Source organism: Mycolicibacterium sphagni (assembly GCF_002250655.1).
In the GTDB taxonomy this organism is placed as follows: Bacteria; Actinomycetota; Actinomycetes; order Mycobacteriales; family Mycobacteriaceae; genus Mycobacterium; species Mycobacterium sphagni.
This window is the reverse complement of sequence record NZ_NOZR01000008.1, coordinates 144,561-162,627: the sequence shown is the minus strand read 5'-3', so window position 1 is coordinate 162,627 and position 18,067 is coordinate 144,561. Positions and strand designations below refer to the sequence as shown.

Annotated in this window: 13 protein-coding genes and 1 tRNA gene; 8 read left to right on the top strand and 6 right to left on the bottom strand. The window is 68.0% G+C overall.

Features of this window, described 5'->3' with window-relative positions:
• Positions 1-116 precede the first annotated feature (116 nt).
• The 5 genes from CG716_RS11925 to CG716_RS11905 all read left to right on the top strand — a co-directional run bounded on the left by CG716_RS11925 (position 117) and on the right by CG716_RS11905 (position 7,701).
• Positions 117-4,022 carry a Pls/PosA family non-ribosomal peptide synthetase gene (locus CG716_RS11925; RefSeq protein ID WP_094479693.1) on the top strand — a complete coding sequence of 1,302 codons (3,906 nt, stop codon included), beginning with the start codon at positions 117-119 and terminating at the stop codon, positions 4,020-4,022.
• Positions 4,019-5,356, top strand: a complete 1,338-nt coding sequence (locus CG716_RS11920) for a M1 family metallopeptidase (RefSeq protein WP_094479691.1) — start codon at positions 4,019-4,021, stop codon at positions 5,354-5,356. Before CG716_RS11925 ends, CG716_RS11920 begins: the two co-directional genes overlap by 4 nt.
• A 68-nt stretch (positions 5,357-5,424) precedes the next feature.
• Positions 5,425-6,639, top strand: coding sequence for a polysaccharide biosynthesis protein (locus CG716_RS11915; protein WP_094479861.1), 1,215 nt, complete (start codon positions 5,425-5,427; stop codon positions 6,637-6,639).
• A gap of 25 nt (positions 6,640-6,664) precedes the next feature.
• Complete coding sequence (locus CG716_RS11910) at positions 6,665-7,366, top strand: polyprenyl-phospho-N-acetylgalactosaminyl synthase PpgS (protein ID WP_094479859.1); 702 nt, start codon at positions 6,665-6,667, stop codon at positions 7,364-7,366.
• Positions 7,363-7,701 (top strand): DUF2304 domain-containing protein, encoded by a 339-nt coding sequence (locus tag CG716_RS11905; RefSeq protein ID WP_094479689.1) that lies wholly within the window; start codon positions 7,363-7,365, stop codon positions 7,699-7,701. The genes CG716_RS11910 and CG716_RS11905 overlap by 4 nt, the downstream gene beginning before the upstream one ends.
• Here CG716_RS11905 and CG716_RS11900 read toward each other — a convergent pair.
• Entirely contained in the window at positions 7,698-8,639 is a 942-nt protein-coding gene (locus tag CG716_RS11900; RefSeq protein ID WP_094479857.1) for an NAD-dependent epimerase/dehydratase family protein, read from the bottom strand. The two genes, CG716_RS11905 and CG716_RS11900, sit on opposite strands and share 4 nt — an antisense overlap.
• On the opposite strand from CG716_RS11900, the gene CG716_RS11895 reads away from it, so the two are divergent.
• Positions 8,605-10,470, top strand: coding sequence for a hypothetical protein (locus tag CG716_RS11895; protein ID WP_420093187.1), 1,866 nt, complete (start codon positions 8,605-8,607; stop codon positions 10,468-10,470). The genes CG716_RS11900 and CG716_RS11895 overlap by 35 nt on opposite strands.
• A 27-nt stretch (positions 10,471-10,497) precedes the next feature.
• A complete protein-coding gene (locus tag CG716_RS11890; protein ID WP_094479685.1) occupies positions 10,498-10,863 on the top strand; it encodes a carboxymuconolactone decarboxylase family protein in 366 nt (121 codons plus the stop codon).
• Between the two features lie 3 nt (positions 10,864-10,866).
• On the opposite strand, the gene CG716_RS11885 is transcribed toward CG716_RS11890, so the two are convergent.
• Positions 10,867-10,939 (bottom strand) — tRNA-Thr (locus CG716_RS11885).
• Between the two features lie 30 nt (positions 10,940-10,969).
• The gene (locus CG716_RS11880) at positions 10,970-12,184 is read right to left on the bottom strand and encodes a DNA polymerase III subunit delta' (protein ID WP_094479683.1); all 1,215 of its coding nucleotides are present in this window, start codon (positions 12,182-12,184) and stop codon (positions 10,970-10,972) included.
• A 93-nt stretch (positions 12,185-12,277) separates the two neighbouring features.
• Here CG716_RS11880 and CG716_RS11875 point away from each other — a divergent pair, with 93 nt between their 5' ends.
• Positions 12,278-13,873, top strand: coding sequence for an adenylate/guanylate cyclase domain-containing protein (locus tag CG716_RS11875; protein ID WP_094479681.1), 1,596 nt, complete (start codon positions 12,278-12,280; stop codon positions 13,871-13,873).
• 81 nt (positions 13,874-13,954) lie between these two features.
• Here the strand turns inward: CG716_RS11875 and topA are convergent, their stop codons facing one another.
• The 3 genes from topA to CG716_RS11860 all read right to left on the bottom strand — a co-directional run bounded on the left by topA (position 13,955) and on the right by CG716_RS11860 (position 17,780).
• Positions 13,955-16,738 carry a type I DNA topoisomerase gene (gene topA / locus CG716_RS11870; RefSeq protein ID WP_165774117.1) on the bottom strand — a complete coding sequence of 928 codons (2,784 nt, stop codon included), beginning with the start codon at positions 16,736-16,738 and terminating at the stop codon, positions 13,955-13,957.
• Positions 16,739-16,850: 112 nt separating this feature from the next.
• The gene (locus CG716_RS11865; protein ID WP_094479677.1) at positions 16,851-17,429 is read right to left on the bottom strand and encodes a hypothetical protein; all 579 of its coding nucleotides are present in this window, start codon (positions 17,427-17,429) and stop codon (positions 16,851-16,853) included.
• Positions 17,430-17,576: 147 nt separating this feature from the next.
• Positions 17,577-17,780, bottom strand: coding sequence for a cold-shock protein (locus CG716_RS11860; RefSeq protein WP_003925183.1), 204 nt, complete (start codon positions 17,778-17,780; stop codon positions 17,577-17,579).
• Positions 17,781-18,067: the final 287 nt, after the last annotated feature.

Genomic DNA, 18,067 nt, shown 5'->3' with positions numbered 1-18,067 from the left:
CTTCCCCCGCAGTCTTTCAGGTCAGCGCGGCCCGCAGCAAACCGGGCGCAGGATCGACCGGCCACCGGCCGCGTCCCGCACCCCGATGTCAACTGCGCGGCCTAGGATCCACAGTCGTGGCGACGCCGGAGATTCCCCCGCAGTACCTGCTATCGGAGCAGGCGCCACCCCCACGCACCCTCATCGACATCCTCTACGACACCGCCAATCGCTACCCCGAGGCAGCGGCCATCGACGACGGCGCGGTGCAGCTCACCTACGCCGAGCTGATCGCCGACATCGAGGAGAGCGTCGAGTGGCTGGCCGCGCGTGGCATCGGCCGTGGCGACCGGATCGGTATCCGGATGCCGTCCGGCAGTTACGCGCTGTACGTGGCGATCCTGTCGACGCTGGCGGCCGGGGCCGCTTACGTCCCGGTGGACGCCGACGATCCCGACGAGCGGGCCGAGCTGGTGTTCGGTGAGGCCGGTGTGGTCGCCATCATCACCGAGGCCGGCCTGACCCGCGGTCCGGGCTCCTCGCGCGGCTGGCGGGCCACCGCGCCGTTGGGCCGCGATGACGCCTGGATCATCTTCACCTCAGGATCGACGGGAACCCCCAAGGGCGTGGCGGTGACGCACCGCAACGCGGCGGCGTTCGTCGACGCTGAAGCGCGGATGTTCCTGAAGCACAGCCCGATCTGCCCCGGCGATCGAGTACTGGCCGGCCTGTCGGTGGCGTTCGACGCCTCGTGCGAGGAGATGTGGCTGGCCTGGCGGTACGGCGCGTGCCTGGTGCCGGCACCGCGCGCCCTGGTGCGCAGCGGGATGGACCTCGGGCCGTGGCTGGTGTCGCGGGACATCACCGTGGTGTCCACGGTGCCTACGCTGGCCGCGCTGTGGCCGGCCGAGGCGCTGGAGGCGGTGCGGCTGTTGATCTTCGGCGGCGAGGCGTGCCCGCCCGAACTGGCCGAGCGCCTCGCGGTCGAGGGACGCGAGGTGTGGAACACCTATGGACCGACCGAAGCGACGGTGGTGTCCAGCGCGGCGCGGCTCGACGGCCAAAGCGCGGTCAGCATCGGCCGTCCGCTGCCGGGCTGGGACCTGGCCGTCGTCGACAAGGAAGGGGCTCCGGTCGCTCTCGGCGAGGTCGGCGAGCTGGTGATCGGCGGGGTCGGCCTGGCGCGCTACCTGGACCCGGAGAAGGACGCCGAGAAGTACGCACCGATGCCGTCGCTGCAATGGGCGCGCGCCTACCGCAGCGGTGATCTGGTCCGGCTGGAGGACGACGGGCTGTACTTCCAGGGCCGCGCTGACGATCAGGTCAAGGTCGGTGGGCGCCGCATCGAACTCGGCGAGGTCGACTCGGCTCTGGTGAACCTGCCCGGTGTCAGCGGCGGGGCGGCCGCGGTGCGGCGCACCGCCAGCGGCACCCCGATGCTGGTCGGCTATATCGCCAGCGCAGATCCGGATTTCGACCTCGCCGCCGCCCGCGTCCACCTCGCCGCGAGCCTGCCCGCTGCCCTGGTGCCACGGCTGGTGTTGCTCGACGAACTGCCCACCCGGACCTCGGGCAAGGTCGATCGCGCCGCGCTGCCCTGGCCGCCGCCGGGCTACCAGGACAAAGAGCCTGATCTGGGTGGCACCATGGGCTGGCTGGCCGGGCTGTGGCGCGACGTCCTGGGTGCGGTGGTGGACGGCCCGGAGGCGGATTTCTTCGCCCTCGGTGGCGGCTCGCTCTCGGCAGCGCAGCTGGTGGCCGCACTGCGGGAGCGCTACCCCCAGCTGACCGTCGCCCAGCTCTACGACCATCCCCGGTTGGGATCGCTGGCCGAGTTCCTCGACGAGCTCGCCCCCGCGGTCGCGGTCACCCCGCGCGACGTCGACCCCACGCCGGTGACCACGCAGGCAGCACAGGTGCTGCTGTCGGTTCCGCTGGCGACCCTGACCGGCCTGCAGTGGGTGACGTGGCTGGCTCTGGTCAACAATGTGGCCGCCGCCGTGCATCCGTTGCCGTGGCTGGTGGCAGTCAACTGGTGGTGGGTGGTGGCGGCCTTCGTCTTGTTCGTCACCCCGATCGGGCGGATGGGCATCGCGGTGCTGGGCGCGCGGATGTTGTTGTCGGGCCTCGAGCAGGGCACCTACCGCCGCGGCGGATCGGAGCATCTGCGGGTGTGGCTGGCCGAACGGCTGGCCGACGCCAGCGGCGCGGAGAACCTGGCGGGCGCACCGTGGCTGGTGTATTACGCACGGGCGCTGGGTAACAAGGTCGGCAAAGGCGTGGATCTGCACTCGGCGCCTCCGGTGACCGGGATGATGCGCCTGGGCCACCGGGTGTCCATCGAACCGGAGGTCGACCTGACCGGCCATTGGATTGACGGCGACCTCTTCCACGTCGGCCCGATCACTGTCGGCAACGACGCGTCCATCGGGGCCCGTACCACCTTGTTTCCCGGCGCGGTCATCGGCAAGAACGCCGATGTGGCGCCCGGCTCGGGTGTCGTCGGCAGGGTCAAGAACGGGCAGTTCTGGAAGGGTTCACCGGCGGTGAAGTCCGGCAAAGCCCGCCACCCATGGCCCGAATACCGGCCCCCGCGGGCCGCCCACTGGGTCGCCATGTACGGCGTGACGTCAATGCTGCTGGGCTCGGTGCCATTGGTGTCGCTGGGAGTCGGTCTGGCCGTGTTGGTGTGGCCGGCACGACACAGCGCGACGCTGATGTCGGCGATCGGTGCCGCCGCACCGTGGATCCCGGTGGCCGCACTGGCCGCGCTCGCCGTGTACGCCGGGGTCACGGTGTTGGGGGTCCGCATCCTGGCGCTCGGCCTGCGCGAGGGCTACCACCCGGTGCGCAGCCGGATCGGTTGGCAGCTGTGGGCCACCGAACGCCTGATGGACGCCGCCCGCAACTACTTGTTTCCCGTGTACGCCAGCCTGCTCACCCCGTGGTGGTTGCGGCTCCTCGGCGCGAAAGTAGGCCGCAATACCGAGATCTCGACCGCGCTGCTGACCCCGAAGTTCACCGTCGTCGAAGACGGCGCCTTCCTGGCCGACGACACCATGGTCGCCTCCTATGAACTCGGCGGCGGCTGGATCCACGTGGCCAAGGCCACCGTCGGCAAGCGGGCGTTCCTGGGCAACTCCGGCATCACCCAGCCCGGCCGCCGGGTGCCCGACGACGGTCTGGTCGCCGTCCTCTCGGCGACGCCGCACAAAGCCAAGGCCGGTTCGTCATGGCTGGGCAGCCCGCCGATCCGGTTGCGCCGCCACGCCGACGAAGCCGACGCATCGCTGACCTACAGCCCGCCGCTGCGGCTGAAGGTGTTCCGCTCGGCGGTCGAAACGTGCCGGCTCATCCCGGTGATCGTCAGCTTTGCGATCGGGGTCGCGGTGTTGATCGCGTTCCAGGCGCTGGCGTACAAGTTCAACTACGGCTGGGCCGCCCTGGCCGGTGGCATCGTGTTGCTGACCGCGGGCGCGCTGGCCGGCGGCATCGCCGTGGCCGCCAAATGGCTTGTGGTGGGCCGGATCCGGAGTGGTGAACAACCACTGTGGTCGTCGTTTGTCTGGCGCAACGAAGTGTCGGATACTTTCGTCGAAACCGTGGCCGGGCCGTGGTTCGCCCGCGCGGCCAGCGGCACGCCGGTGATGAACCTGTGGTTGCGGGCGCTGGGCGCGACGATCGGCCGCGGTGTGTGGTGCGAGACGTATTGGCTGCCTGAGGCGGATCTGGTGACATTGCAGCGTGCCAGCACCGTCAACCGCGGCTGCGTGGTGCAGACGCATCTGTTCCACGATCGGATCATGCGGATGGACACCGTGGTGCTCGACGAGGGCGCCACGCTGGGACCGCATTGCGTGGCCTTGCCCGCCGCCAAGCTCGGCGCGGGCGCCACCGTCGGCCCAGCGTCGCTGGTGATGCGCGGCGACGTGGTGCCGCCGTCGACCCGCTGGCAAGGCAATCCCATTGCACCCTGGGTGATTTCGCGGAAGAAGTCTCGGGACGCCGGCAGCACGGGTAAACCCGAGGACAGCGCCGCGTGAAACATCCCGCCAAGAAGGCCGCCAAAAAAGGCGGCCCACCCGTCATCGACCCGTATCTGCCCAACAACGGCAACTTCGGCTACCGGGTGTCGCGCTACGAATTGGACCTGGAGTACAAGGTCGCGATCAACCGGCTCACCGGCACCGCCACCATCACCGCCGCAACGCTGGCCTCGCTGAAAACATTCACCCTGGACCTGTCCGACGCGCTGTCGGTGACGAAGGTGACAGTCAACGGCCGTCGCCCAGCCCATTTCAGCTCCTCGAACGGAAAGTTGCATATCGCGTTGTCCGCGCCGCTGCCGGCCGGCGCGGCGATGTCGATCAGTGTGCGCTACGGCGGATCGCCGCGGCCAATCCGAAGTTATTGGGGCGAAGTCGGTTTCGAGGAGCTGTCGAACGGCGTGCTGGTCGCCGGGCAACCGAACGGAGCCGCGTCGTGGTTTCCGTGCGATGACCATCCCAGCGCGAAGGCCAGCTATCGCATCCAGATCAGCACCGACAGCCCGTATCGCGCGGTGGCCAATGGCGAACTGGTGTCGCGGCGGGTCCGTGCCGCGCACACCGTGTGGACCTATGAGCAGCCGGAGCCGACGTCGACCTATCTGGTGACCTTGCAGATCGGCATGTACGGTGCCAACAGACTGCCCAAAGAGAAGGTGCCGATGCAGGGGGTCCTACCGGATCGCTTGCGCGCCAACTTCGCCCACGACTTCGGGCGCCAGCCGCAGATGATGAAGCTGTTCGTCAAACTGTTCGGCCCCTACCCGCTGAGCAACGGCTATACCGTCGTGGTGACCGATGATGATCTCGAGATACCACTTGAGGCACAAGGCATTTCGATCTTCGGCGCCAATCATTGTGACGGCAGCCGCCGTTCTGAACGCCTGATCGCCCACGAACTGGCCCACCAGTGGTTCGGCAACAGCGTCACGGTGCGACGCTGGCGCGACATCTGGCTGCACGAGGGATTCGCCTGCTACGCCGAATGGTTGTGGTCGGAGAATTCCGGCGGCCAGACCGCCGACCAGTGGGCGCGCCACTACCACTCGAAGCTGGCCTCGGCACCACAGAACCTGCTGCTGGCCGATCCAGGACCGCGCGACATGTTCGACGACCGGGTCTACAAGCGCGGCGCACTCACGCTGCATGTGCTGCGCCGCACCATCGGCGACGACAAGTTCTTTGCGCTGCTCCGGGATTGGACCAACCGTTACCAGCACAGCACCGTGGTGACCGACGACTTCACCGGCCTTGCCGCCAACTACGCCGACGAATCGCTGCGTCCGCTGTGGAACGCATGGCTGTTCTCGACCGGGGTGCCGAAGCTGTGACCGACGCGGGCGCCTCCTTCGAGGCGCTGAGCGCCACCGGAGCCCATCCGATCAACGGGACCGGGGCGATGACCCGCGGCACGGTGGTCCGGGTCGGGGCGGCAACCGCGATCTCGGCGCTGTGCGGCTACGCCGTGCTGTATTTGGCCGCCCGCGCACTGAATCCGGCTGGCTTCTCGGTGTTCGGGGTGTTCTGGGGGGCGTTCGGACTGGTCAACGGCGCGGCGTACGGGCTGCTGCAAGAGGCCACCCGGGAAGTGCGGGCCGCGCACTACGTCGACATCGTCGACGGGCCCCGCGCCCATCCCATGCGGGTGGCCACGGGCGTCGGCGTGGTCGCCGTCATCGTCATGGCGGCCACGTCCCCGCTGTGGGCACCGCACGTGTTCAGCGAATCCCGCCCGTTGTCGGTCGCGCTGCTCTGCGTGGGCCTGGCCGGATTCTGTCTCCATGCAACGCTTTTGGGGTTGCTCGCCGGCACCGGACGGTGGGGCGGCTACGGGGCGCTGATGGTCGTCGACGCCGTGATGCGGGTGGTGGTTGCCGCGCTGGCCTTCGCGGTGGGCTGGGGGCTCAACGGTTTCCTCTGGGCCACGGTGGCCGGCGCGGCGGGATGGCTACTGGTGCTGGCGGTCTCGCCGGGGGCGCGCGCCGCGGCGGAGCTGCGCACACCGGGCGACACCGCGACCTTCCTGCGCGGCGCGGCCCACTCGATCGCCGCTGCCGGCGCGAGCGCGGTGCTCGTCATGGGGTTCCCGGTGTTACTCAAGGCGACTTCAGGCGGTGAGCTCGGCGCGGCCGGCGGGGTGGTGATCCTGGCGGTGACGCTGACGCGGGCGCCGCTGCTGGTCCCGCTGACCGCGATGCAGGGCAATCTGATCGCGCACTTCGTGGACCACCGCGGGCACCGGCTCAAGGCGCTCATCGCCCCCGCGGCCGTGGTGGTCGGCCTCGGTGCCGTCGGCATCCTGGCCGCCGGACTGCTCGGCCCGTGGCTGATCCGGGTGGCGTTCGGCGACCAGTACGGCCCCGGCGGGGCGCTGCTGGCCTGGCTGACCGGGGGGGCGGTGGCGATCGCCCTGTTGACCGTGACCGGGGCCGCGACGGTGGCGGCCGCCCTGCACCGGGCCTACTCGATCGGCTGGGTGGGGGCAACGGTCGCCTCGACGGCACTGCTGACGCTGCCGCTGAGTCTGACCGATCGCACCGTGGTGGCGCTGCTGTGCGGGCCGCTGGTCGGAATAGCCGTCCATTTGGCAGCGCTGGCCCGCGCCGCGCGCTGAACCCACGGTGAACGGCGTGTACCTTGTGGTCATCGACACGCCTTACCCCGACGCCTGGATCATCGTGCCGGCGTTCAACGAAGCGACGGTCATCGGTGACGTCATCGCTGACCTGCGCCAAGTCTTCGACCACGTGGTCTGCGTCGATGACGGCAGCAAGGACGACACGGCCGATATCGCGCTGCGCGCCGGCGCCCATGTGGTGCGGCATCCGGTGAATCTCGGGCAGGGCGCAGCGATCCAGACCGGCGTGGAATACGCGCGTAGCCAACCCGGCGCTGCGGTGTTCGTCACCTTCGATGCCGACGGGCAGCACCGCGTCAAGGATGTCCTCGTGATGATCGACCGGCTGTCCAAGGGCGACGTCGACGTCGTGATCGGCACCCGGTTCGCCGGCTCCACCGTCAGCCAGACCCCGCCACTGAAGCGGCTGGTCCTGCGCACCGCGGCGCGGCTGAGCCGGAGCAGTCAGCGGCTGCGGCTGACCGACGCGCACAACGGGCTGCGGGTGTTCAACAAGACCGTCGCCGACAATCTCAGCCTCACGATGAACGGGATGAGCCACGCAGGAGAGTTCATTGCGCTGATCGTCGAAAACCACTGGCGGGTAGCCGAAGAGCCGGTCGAGATTCTCTACACCGAGTACTCGATGTCCAAGGGGCAGCCGTTGCTCAACGGCATCAACATCGTCTTCGACGGGTTTCTACGCGGAAAGATGCGCCGATGAACTGGATCCAGGTGTTGCTGATCGCGGCGGTGGTCGCGCTGCTGGTCTACCTGCTGCGGTCGCGCACCAACGCCAAGGCCAAGGCGTGGGTCAAGGTCGGTTACGTGCTGTTCGTGATCCTCGCGATCTACGCGATCCTGCGGCCGGATGACACCACCGTGCTGGCCAATTGGCTGGGGGTGCGGCGCGGTGCCGACCTGATCACCTACGCACTGATCATCGCGTTCGTGTTCACGACGATGAGCACGTATCTGCGGTTCAAGGAACTCGAACTGAAGTACGCCCGGCTGGCGCGTGCCGTCGCGCTGGACGGTGCGCGCACTCCGGACCGTTAGGCCTGCTGGCCTCGGAAGTACTCGACGGTGCGGCTGATGCCCTCTTCGAGGCGCACCCGCGGACGCCAGCCCAGCACCATCTCGGCTTTGCGGACATCCAGGCACGACCGCTTCAGGTCGCCCAGCCGCGCCGGCGCGATCTCCGGGGCGTCCGGCGCGCCGACCACCTTGGCGACCACCGTGTGCAACTCCCGGTCGCTGGTCTCCACCCCGGTGCCGACGTTGAACCGTTGCCCACACCCAGCCGCGCCGGCGGCCCGGACGAAAGCGTCGACGACGTCGTCGACAAAGACATAGTCGCGGGTGTTCGACCCGTCGCCATAGACCTTGGTTGACCGTCTGGCGAGCATCGCACTGGCGAAGATCGCAACGACCCCAGCCTCGCCGTGCGGGTCTTGCCGCGGGCCGTACACGTTGGACGGCGCGATGAATGAGCAGTCCAGGCCATAGAGGTGGCGGAAGGTGTTCAGGTAGATCTCCCCGGCGACCTTGCCGGCGGCATAGGGCGAGGCGGGATCGACCGGGGCGGTCTCGTTGGTCGGGTAGCTCGTCGGCACGCCGTAGATCGAGCCGCCCGAGGAGGTGTGGACGATCTTGCGGACGCCCGTCCGCCGGGCCGCCTCGGCCAGCCGCACGGTGCCGACGACGTTCACCTCGGCGTCGAACTCAGGTTCCTCCACCGAACGACGCACGTCGATCTGGGCAGCCAGGTGGTGCACGACTTCCGGTTTGTACTGCTTGAACAGGCCGATCAGATCCGCATCGGCGATATCAGCCTTGGCGAACTGGAAGCCGTCGTTGGCGGTGGCTCCCCGCAGGTTCTCGGTGCGGCCCCGGCTCAGATCGTCGAGCCCGATGACGGTGTGGCCGTCGGCGAGCAGGCGGTCAACCAGCGTGGAGCCAATGAAGCCGGCAGCGCCCGTGACCAGTACCTGCATGTCGGCCACCCTACCGAGAGCCCGTACAGTCGAGCCGATGGCAGTTCCGACCCGTGTGGCGCGCATGCCACCGGTCGCGGTGGCGGCCGTCATTCTCATCGCCGTCCAGTTGGTGGTCCGGGCGGTCTTGGGGTTCGGCGGCTACTTCTACTGGGATGACCTGATCCTGATCGGCCGGGCCGGCACTCAGAGCCTGCTGTCCCCGGCGTATCTGTTCGACGACCATGACGGCCACGTGATGCCTGGTGCGTTCCTGGTGGCCGGCGTCATCACCCGACTCGCCCCGCTGGTGTGGGCGTGGCCGGCCGTCAGCCTGGTGGTCTTGCAGCTGCTGGTGTCGCTGTCGGTCCTGCGGGCGCTGCACGTGATCCTGGGTTGGCGTCCGGTGTTGTTGATTCCCTTGTGTTTCGCCCTGTTCACTCCGCTGGGCGTGCCTGGATTCGCCTGGTGGGCGGCGGCACTGAACTCGCTGCCGATGCTGGCCGCGCTGGCCTGGGTGTGTGCCGACGCGATTCTGTTGGTGCGCACCGGCAGTCACCGCTATGCCGTTACCGGGGTGCTCGTGTACCTGGGCGCACTGCTGTTCTTCGAGAAGTCCGCCGTCATCCCGTTCGTGGCATTCGCGGTGGCCGCGCTGCTCGGCTACCTGCAGGGCGACGGCGCCGCGGTGCGCACGGTCTGGCGTCGCGGCCTGCGATTCTGGGTGGCCGCGCTGGCGCTCACGGCGGCGTGGGTCGGCGTCTACCTACTGGTGGTCGACCACCGGCGGTGGAGTTCAGATCTGGCGATGACGTGGGATCTGTTGCGCCGCTCGGTCACTCACGGGATCGTGCCCGGACTGGTCGGCGGTCCATGGGAGTGGCAGCGGTGGGCTCCGGCCTCACCCTGGGCGGTCCCGCCGGTGTCGGTGATGGCGCTGGGGTGGCTGGCGTTGGCCGCGGTCCTGGTGGTGTCGCTGGTGCGCAAACAGCGCATCGGCCTGGTCTGGCTGGTGGCGGCGGGGTATGCGCTGGCCTGCCAGGTCCCGATCTATCTGCTGCGCTCGTCGAAGTTCACGGCTCTCGAATTGGCCCAGACCCTGCGGTACTTCCCCGATCTCGTGATCGTGCTCACGCTGCTGGCCGCGGTCGGGTTCTGCGCACCCAACCGTGCCGGGTCGACCTGGCTGGACGCATCCCGCGCCCGCACCGCGGTGGTGAGCATCTCGGTGCTGGCATTCGCGGCCAGCAGCCTGTATTCGACCTCGACGTTCCTCAGCAGCTGGAAGGACAACCCGGCACAGCCCTACCTGCAGAACGCGATTCGCGGGCTGGCGCAGGCGCGGGCCTCCTCGTCGGCTCCCCTGCTCGACCAGGAGGTCGACCCGCTGGTGATGCAGCGCGTCGCCTATCCAGAGAACCTGGCCAGCCACATGTTCGCCCTGATCCGGGACAGACCCGAATTCGCCAAGTACACAACGCAATTGCGCATGCTCGATTCCAGCGGACGACTGGTGGACGCCAACGTCACCTGGACGCGCACCATCGTGATAGGCCCGGTGCCGGGGTGCGGCTATTTCGTGCAGCCGGACGCCGCGGTGCAGATGCCGCTGGACGGGCCCCTGCTGCCCGCGGAGTGGACGGCCGAGATCAACTACCTGGCCAACAGCGAGGGTTCGATGCTGATGTCGTTGACCGAAGGACCGGCGACCAAGGTGCCCGTGCATCCCGGGCTGAACCGCGTCTTCGTCCGGCTGTCCGGGGCCGGCGACGCGATCACGGTGCGGGCGACGACGGCCGCGCTGTCGCTGTGCCTGGCGTCGGGCCCGGTCGGGTATCTGGCGCCGCACTGATCCACCCGGTGTGCCAAAGTAGTTTGCATGTCTAACTTGCGTGAGGATGGTCTACGCGTTTTCCGGGAGATGCTGCCCGGGACGCTGCCCGACGGCGACGTCGAATTCGGCGGCTTCGCCCCCGAACTGATGGATATCGGCGTGGAGAGCGTGTTCGGCCGGCTGTGGACCCGCGAAGGGCTCAGCCGCCGCGACCGGAGCCTGGTGACGCTGGGCATTTTGATCGCCCTGCGAGCCACCGAGGAGATGAAGGCGCACTTCCGGATCGCCAAGCAGAACGGTTTGTCCGACGACGAGCTTGCCGAGGTGATCTATCACGCGAGCGGCTACGCCGGCTTCCCGGCCGCGGCCACGGCCCGAAACATCGCTGCCGAGGAACTCGGCAAGACATAGCGGAGCCACCTAGGAGAATCGAACTCCTGACCTATTCATTACGAGTGAATCGCTCTACCGACTGAGCTAAGGTGGCGCGGCCCTTCGCCAGGGCCGAGCAGTGAGTCTACAGGTCCGAACGAAGTGCTTGACCCACGGTCGCCACCAGCGCATCGACGGCGAATTTGGGCTTGACGTTGGTGGCCAGGGCCTCGCGGCACTCCAGAACCGCCTCGATACAGCGCAGCAGCCGCTCCGGGGAGGCGTGTGCGGCCAGGGCCGCCACCCGCTCGGCCATATCGGGATGACTCGGCGCGACCGCGCCCGCCCCACTGGCCACCAGCAGGGCGTCGCGGAAGTACGTGGCCAAATCGATCAGCGCCCGATCCAGGGCGTCGCGCGAGGCCCGGGTCTGGCGGGATTTCTGCCGCCGTTCGAGATCCTTGAGCGCCCCCGCGGATCCGCGCAGCGCGCCAGCGGCACCCTTCCCGGTGCCGCCAGCGCCAAGGGCGGTGCGCAGCTCCTCCGTTTCGGCCTCGTCACGCCCGACGTTGAGTGCCTTCGCTTCAGCCTCCGCAGCGGCCACCAGCTCTTCTGCGGCTGCATAGGCCCGCGACGGGGTTGCGGCGTCGCGGGCCAGGCTCAGCGCCCTGGTACGCCGATCGCGCGCATCGGGATCGGTGGCCAGCCGCCGGGCTCGGCCGACGTGACCGCCGCTGATCGACGCCGCCCATTGCGCGTCGCCCTCCGACAGCCCGTCGTTGTCGACCAGCACCTGCGCGATCGCGGCGGTCGGCGGCGTCACCAGCGCCACATGCCGACATCGCGACCGCAGGGTGATCGCGATGTCCTCGGGGTCCACCGACGGTGCACAGAGCAGGAACACGGTCGACGGCGGTGGCTCCTCCACGACTTTGAGCAACGCGTTCCCCGCCCCCTCGGTGAGACGGTCGGCATCCTCGACCACGACGATCTGCCAGCGGCCGGTGCTAGGCCGCCGCGACGCGATCTGCACGATGTTGCGCATCTCGTCGACGCCGATCGACAGGCCCTCGGGAATGATGCGCCGGACGTCGCCGTGGGTGCCGGCCATCGTCGTCGTGCAGGCCCGGCACTCCCCGCACCCCGGAGTGCCGTCAGCAGAACACTGCAGCGCGGCGGCGAAGCACTGCGCGGCCACCGAACGCCCTGAACCGGGCGGTCCGGTAATCAGCCACGCATGTGTCATGGTCCCGGTCGTCAGCGCATCGTGAGCGGAATCACCCCGCGCAGCCCGTGCGGCACCCACGAGCTCTGCTTCCACGGCGCTCTGGCCGACCAGCCGACTGAAAACTCCGGACATCGCCTCAAACACTAGTGCCCAGCAACGACACAACCACCGCCCACCGGGTCATGAAGGTGCAGATCGGTCGCCCTGTACCGATACGGTGGGCTGGTGACCACCGCGCAGCTCAGCCCGGGGCGAATCAGTGGGTTCGTCCGGTGGGTTGCGCGCACTCCGTGGCCGGTGTTCTTGCTGGGCATGCTGCAGGCCGACATCATCGGAGCCCTGCTCGTATTGGGCTTTTTGCGGTTCGGTCTGCCGCCCTCGGATCGGGTCATATTGCAGGATCTACCGACGCCGAACCTGGTCGTCTTCCTGAGTTACCTCTTCATTTCGTTCACCGTGGGCGCAATCATCAGCCTGAGGTTGCTCATCCCGGTGTTCCGCTGGCAACGCCGTGACGCACTGCTGGCCGAGGATGTCCCGGCCGTCACCGAACATGCGCGGCTGCGGGCGCTGCGGATGCCCGTCTACCGCTCGGCGATCAGCATGACCAACTGGGTGCTCGGCGCGGTGGTGTTCATCGCCGCCAGCTGGCCGGTGGCCAGCCGCGCCGCACCCGTGCTGGCGGTGGCCACCCTGCTCGGCGCCACTGCCACGTCGATCATCGGGTATCTGCAATCCGAGCGGGTCCTGCGGCCGGTCGCGGTCGCCGCGTTGCGCGGCGGTGTGCCGGACAAGTTCCACCGCCCCGGCGTCATCCAGCGGCTGGTGCTGACCTGGCTGCTGTCCACTGGGGTGCCGCTGCTGGCCATCGTGCTCTCGATCGTGGCCAGCAAGTTCTCGCTGCTGGCGGCGTCCGCCGACGCGCTGTTCACGCCGATCCTGCTGATGGCGGTCGCCGCGCTGGTGATCGGGCTGGCCGGCAATGTGCTGGCGGCCATGTCGATCGCCGACCCGCTGCGGCAGCTGCGCTGGGCGCTCGGGGAGGTTCAGCGCGGCAACTACAACGCCCACATGCAGATCTATGACGCCAGCGAGCTCGGCCTGCTGCAAGCCGGCTTCAACGACATGGTCCGGGATCTGAGCGAACGGCAGCGACTGCGCGACCTGTTCGGCCGCTACGTCGGTGAAGACGTCGCCCGGCGAGCCCTGGAGCGCGGCACCGAGCTCGGCGGCCAGGAACGCGATGTCGCGGTGCTGTTCGTCGACCTGGTGGGCTCGACCCAGCTAGCCGCCTCACGGCCGCCGAGCGAGGTCGTGAGCATGCTCAATGAGTTCTTCCGGGTGGTGGTCGACACCGTCAAGAAGCATGGCGGCTTCGTCAACAAGTTCCAGGGCGACGCGGCGCTGTGCATTTTCGGTGCGCCGATCGAGCACCCCGACGCCTCCGGCGCAGCGCTGGCGGCCTCCCGAGAGCTGCACGACGAACTTGTCGGGGTGCTGGGCCAGACCGATTTCGGCATCGGAGTGTCGGCCGGGCGAGCGATCGCCGGGCACATCGGCGCGCAGGCCCGGTTCGAGTACACCGTCATCGGCGACCCGGTCAACGAAGCCGCCCGACTGACCGAACTGGCCAAGATCGAGGGCGGCCACGTGCTGGCGTCGGCGATCGCGGTCAGCGGTGCGCTGGATGCTGAAGCGTTGTGCTGGAACGTCGGTGAGATCGTCGAACTGCGCGGCCGGCGGGCACCGACGCAGCTGGCCCGTCCCATGAACCTGATACAGCCCAGTCAGCGAAGTGAAAGCCAAAGCGTCAACGGCTAGACGTCGAGATCGACGAAATGCCTTGATTTACGCCTACTTTCGTGCCCGTTCTGCCGGTTCGGGCGCCGGTGGCGCAAGAGGTCAGGCCTTCTTCGCGGGGGCCTTCTTGCGCGTGGCCTTCTTCGCGGGCGCCTTCTTCTTGACAGGGCCGCGGGCCCGGCGGTCGGCGAGCAGCTCCGAAGCCCGCTCGTCGGTGATACTCAGGACGTCGTCACCCTTGCGCAGGCTGGCATTGGTCTCACCGTCGGTGACGTACGGCCCAAATCGGCCGTCCTTGATCACCATTGGGTTGCCGGACGCCTGATCGACACCCAGCTCGCGCAGCGGCGGCGTGGCGGCGCCTTGCCTGCCACGGCGTTTGGGCTCGGCGTAGATCTTCAACGCCTCTTCGAGGGTGATCTCGAAGATCTGGTCCTCGGTCGCTAGCGAGCGAGAGTCGGTGCCGCGCTTGAGATAAGGCCCGTAGCGGCCGTTCTGCGCGGTGATCTCCTCGCCATTGGCGGGATCCACACCGACCACCCGCGGCAGCGAAATCAGTTTGAGCGCATCCTCGAGCGTAACGGTCTGCAGGTCCATCGACCGCAGCAGTGAACCGGTGCGCGGCTTCGGGCCGGTCGGCTTCTTGCCCTTCTTGGCGCCAACACCCGGATCATCGTCCGGCGGCGGCGGCAGCACCTCGGTGACGTAGGGCCCGTAGCGGCCGTCCTTGGCCACGATCTCATGACCGGTCTCCGGGTCCACACCGAGCGACCGTCCCTCTTGCGGTGTGGCAAAGAGGGTTTCGGCCAACTCCAGAGTCAGCTCGTCGGGCGTGATCTCGTCGTTGAGGTTGGCGCGCTGCGGCTTGAGCTCACCCTCCTCATCGGTGATCATGCGCTCCAGGTACGGGCCGTTCTTGCCCACCCGAACCACGATCGACCGGCCCTGCTCGTCATCAAAGAGCTTGATGGAGTTGACTTCTCGAGCATCGATACCCTCGAGATTCACGCCGACCAGCTTCTTAAGGCCGCCGGCCCGGGCGATCGAGTCCGCCACCCCGTGCTCGCCACCGAAGTAGAAGTTGCTCAGCCAGTTGGTGCGCTGCTCCTGGCCCGAGGCAATCTCGTCGAGCTCGTCTTCCATGGCGGCGGTGAAGTCGTAGTCCACCAGGCGCCCGAAGTGCTGCTCGAGCAGCCCTGTGACGGCGAACGCGACCCAGGACGGCACCAGGGCGCTGCCCTTCTTGTGGACGTAACCACGGTCCTGGATCGTCTTGATGATCGAGGAATACGTTGAGGGACGGCCGATTCCAAGTTCCTCGAGCGCCTTGATCAGCGAGGCCTCGGTATAGCGGGCCGGCGGATTCGTGGCGTGCCCGTCGGCGTTGAGCCGGGTGGCGTCCACGCGCTGGCCCTGACGAAGCTGCGGCAGCCGGCTCTCGGCGTCGTCGGCTTCGCCGCCGGCCAGCTCGTCGACAGTCTCGACATAGGCCTTGAGGAAGCCGGGGAAGGTGATGGTGCGGCCGCTGGCGGCGAAGGTGACCTGCTGTCCACCGGCGGCCTGGCCGTTGATCCGCAGGCTCAGCGTGGTACCGCGGGCGTCGGCCATCTGGGAGGCCACGGTGCGCTGCCAGATCAGCTCGTAGAGCCGGAACTCGTCGTTGTCCAGCTCGCGATGCAGAGCGCCGGGGGTGGCGAACGTGTCGCCGGCGGGCCGAATGGCCTCGTGCGCCTCCTGGGCGTTCTTGACCTTGCGGGTGTACTGCCGCGGCGAGGGGTGCACGTACTCGTCGCCGTAGAGCTGGCGGGCCTGCGTCTGGGCGGCGTTGATGGCCGACTGCGACAGCGTCGTCGAGTCGGTACGCATATAGGTGATGTAGCCGTTCTCGTACAGCCGCTGCGCGACGCTCATCGTGCGCTCGGAGGAGAACCGCAGCTTGCGGCCCGCCTCCTGCTGCAGCGTGGAGGTCATGAAGGGCGGATACGGCTTGCGGGTGTAGGGCTTCTCCTCCACCGAGCCGACGGTCAGACTGGCAGCCCGCAGCCCGGTGGCCAGCGAGCCCGCCGCCGCCTCGTCGAGCACCACCACCTCGTCGGGCTTGCGGACCACACCGAGGGAATCGAAGTCCCGGCCGGTGGCCACACGCTTGCTGTCGACGTTGACCAGCCTCGCGGTGAACCGCGGTGGGGTCGCGTTGGGGTCTGAGACGCTCGCGTCGAGCTCAGCGATCACATCCCAGTAGGAGGCGCTGCGGAAAGCCATCCGATCGCGCTCACGCTGAACGATGATGCGGGTGGCGACGGACTGCACCCGGCCCGCCGACAACTTCGGCGCCACCTTCTTCCACAGCACGGGGCTGACCTCGTAGCCGTATAGCCGGTCGAGGATGCGGCGGGTCTCCTGCGCGTCGACGAGGTCGTTGTCCAGGTCGCGGGGATTCTCCGCGGCCGCCAGGATCGCCGGCTCGGTGATCTCATGGAACACCATCCGCTTGACCGGTACGCGGGGCTTGAGGGTCTCCAGAAGGTGCCAGGCGATGGCCTCGCCCTCCCGGTCACCGTCGGTGGCCAGATAGAGCTCGTCTACATCTTTCAGCAGGCCCTTGAGTTCGGTGACCGTGCTCTTTTTATCCGGGCTGACGATGTAGAGCGGCTCGAAGTTGTCCTCGACGTTGACGCCCAGGCGGGCCCACGACTCGGATTTGTACTTGGCCGGCACGTCAGCGGCGTTGCGCGGCAGGTCACGAATGTGGCCGCGGGACGATTCGACGATGTAGTTGGAGCCCAGGTAGCCGGCGATCTTGCGCGCTTTGGTGGGCGACTCGACGATGACGAGCCGCCGGACGTTGCCGTTTCGGTTGCCGCTCACACGGCCGTCGTCAGCCAACTGCGCTTACGCTCCACTTCTGTCTCCCCCACAGGTACCCCCAACCCGCGGGCACCTGACAATTTCGCACTCAAGCCCGGTCAACGCAAACCGACCCTCGCAGGGGAATGTCTCAGATCCTGGGCCACGCTGACAACGCTTCCGTCTGATTGGGGGGTTCCCCGACTGTCTCTACCAGGCGCGATAACCGCCGGCGACCACTGATTCTCAGGGCCGGACGGGCGCCTCGAGTGCCGATCAAGGTTGGTGCGATCCCTATCCTCATTAACGCCGATGCCAACGGTGAATGGGTGTCGGGAGCGTGCGGGTCCAAACCCAGCAGGTAGCGGTCGGCATCCGGAACCCCGGCGGCCAGCGTCCAGGCCCGCAGCTCACGCGCTCCGGGCAGCCATTGGCGCGGCACCGTCTTGACCGCCCCCCTGGTCCAGTTGGCGGCGATACCCAACAGTCGCGCATCGACAGCGGTGCGTACCAGCGGGTTGTCCTCGTCGGTGCGGGTGATCTCGGCCTCCAGGCCGGCCTCGGTGATCATGTCGGCCAGCGCGTGCGCGCGCCACACCTCTTCGACGACCACCGACAGCCGGGCCCCGGCGCCGACGATGGCCACCTGTCCAGCCGCCGCGAGCAACCCGGTGAGGTCGGCGACCGCAGGGGGCACCGACTCAGCCGAGAAGAAGGACAGCTGGCTCACGACTCGACAGTAAGGCAGGCAGCGACCAGCAGCCGTGCGGCTGTTGACGGGCGTGGCGAGTCCCCCGAGGGACTGCCATGAACGAAAGCACCCCCGGCGAGACCCGTCACCGGGACGCTCGGGGGTGTTTCGTGATGTCGTTGTTGATCAGATGGAGCGCACGCCAGTGGCTTGCGGTCCCTTGGGGCTCTGACCGACCTCGAACTCGACCCGTTGGTTCTCCTCAAGGGTGCGGAAGCCCGACCCCTGAATTTCCGTGTAGTGGACGAACACATCGGCAGAGCCATCCTCGGGTGCGATGAACCCGAAACCCTTCTCCGCGTTGAACCACTTCACAGTTCCCTGTGGCATCTTTCGTACTTTCCTTCTCTTCCAACCGGGAGCGGCCGACCGAGTTTTCGGCAGACCGGGCCCGTTCCGACCGCCATCCTTCGTGGAGTCGTCGGAACTCACCCGACCTACAGACCCTCGCAGGAACCGCGATCGCAACGTCGATCCTGCGAGTGTTTGGAACACGAACACAGAAGCTGCGACCGCCCTTATCCAATCATGTCCGAGGCTCTTGCGACAGTCTCGGTGCTACTAACTGATGAACAATTCGATACGGGGCTGTAGATATTTTTCGGAAAGGGCTGATT

Coding starts and splice junctions, on each gene's coding strand:
- CG716_RS11905 (WP_094479689.1), top strand. CDS start 7,363: ATGAACTGGATCCAGGTGTTGCTGATCGCGGCGGTGGTCGCGCTGCTG.
- CG716_RS11880 (WP_094479683.1), bottom strand. CDS start 12,184: ATGTCCGGAGTTTTCAGTCGGCTGGTCGGCCAGAGCGCCGTGGAAGCA.
- CG716_RS11895 (WP_420093187.1), top strand. CDS start 8,605: ATGAAGCCGGCAGCGCCCGTGACCAGTACCTGCATGTCGGCCACCCTA.
- CG716_RS11860 (WP_003925183.1), bottom strand. CDS start 17,780: ATGCCACAGGGAACTGTGAAGTGGTTCAACGCGGAGAAGGGTTTCGGG.
- CG716_RS11900 (WP_094479857.1), bottom strand. CDS start 8,639: ATGCAGGTACTGGTCACGGGCGCTGCCGGCTTCATTGGCTCCACGCTG.
- CG716_RS11890 (WP_094479685.1), top strand. CDS start 10,498: ATGTCTAACTTGCGTGAGGATGGTCTACGCGTTTTCCGGGAGATGCTG.
- CG716_RS11915 (WP_094479861.1), top strand. CDS start 5,425: ATGACCCGCGGCACGGTGGTCCGGGTCGGGGCGGCAACCGCGATCTCG.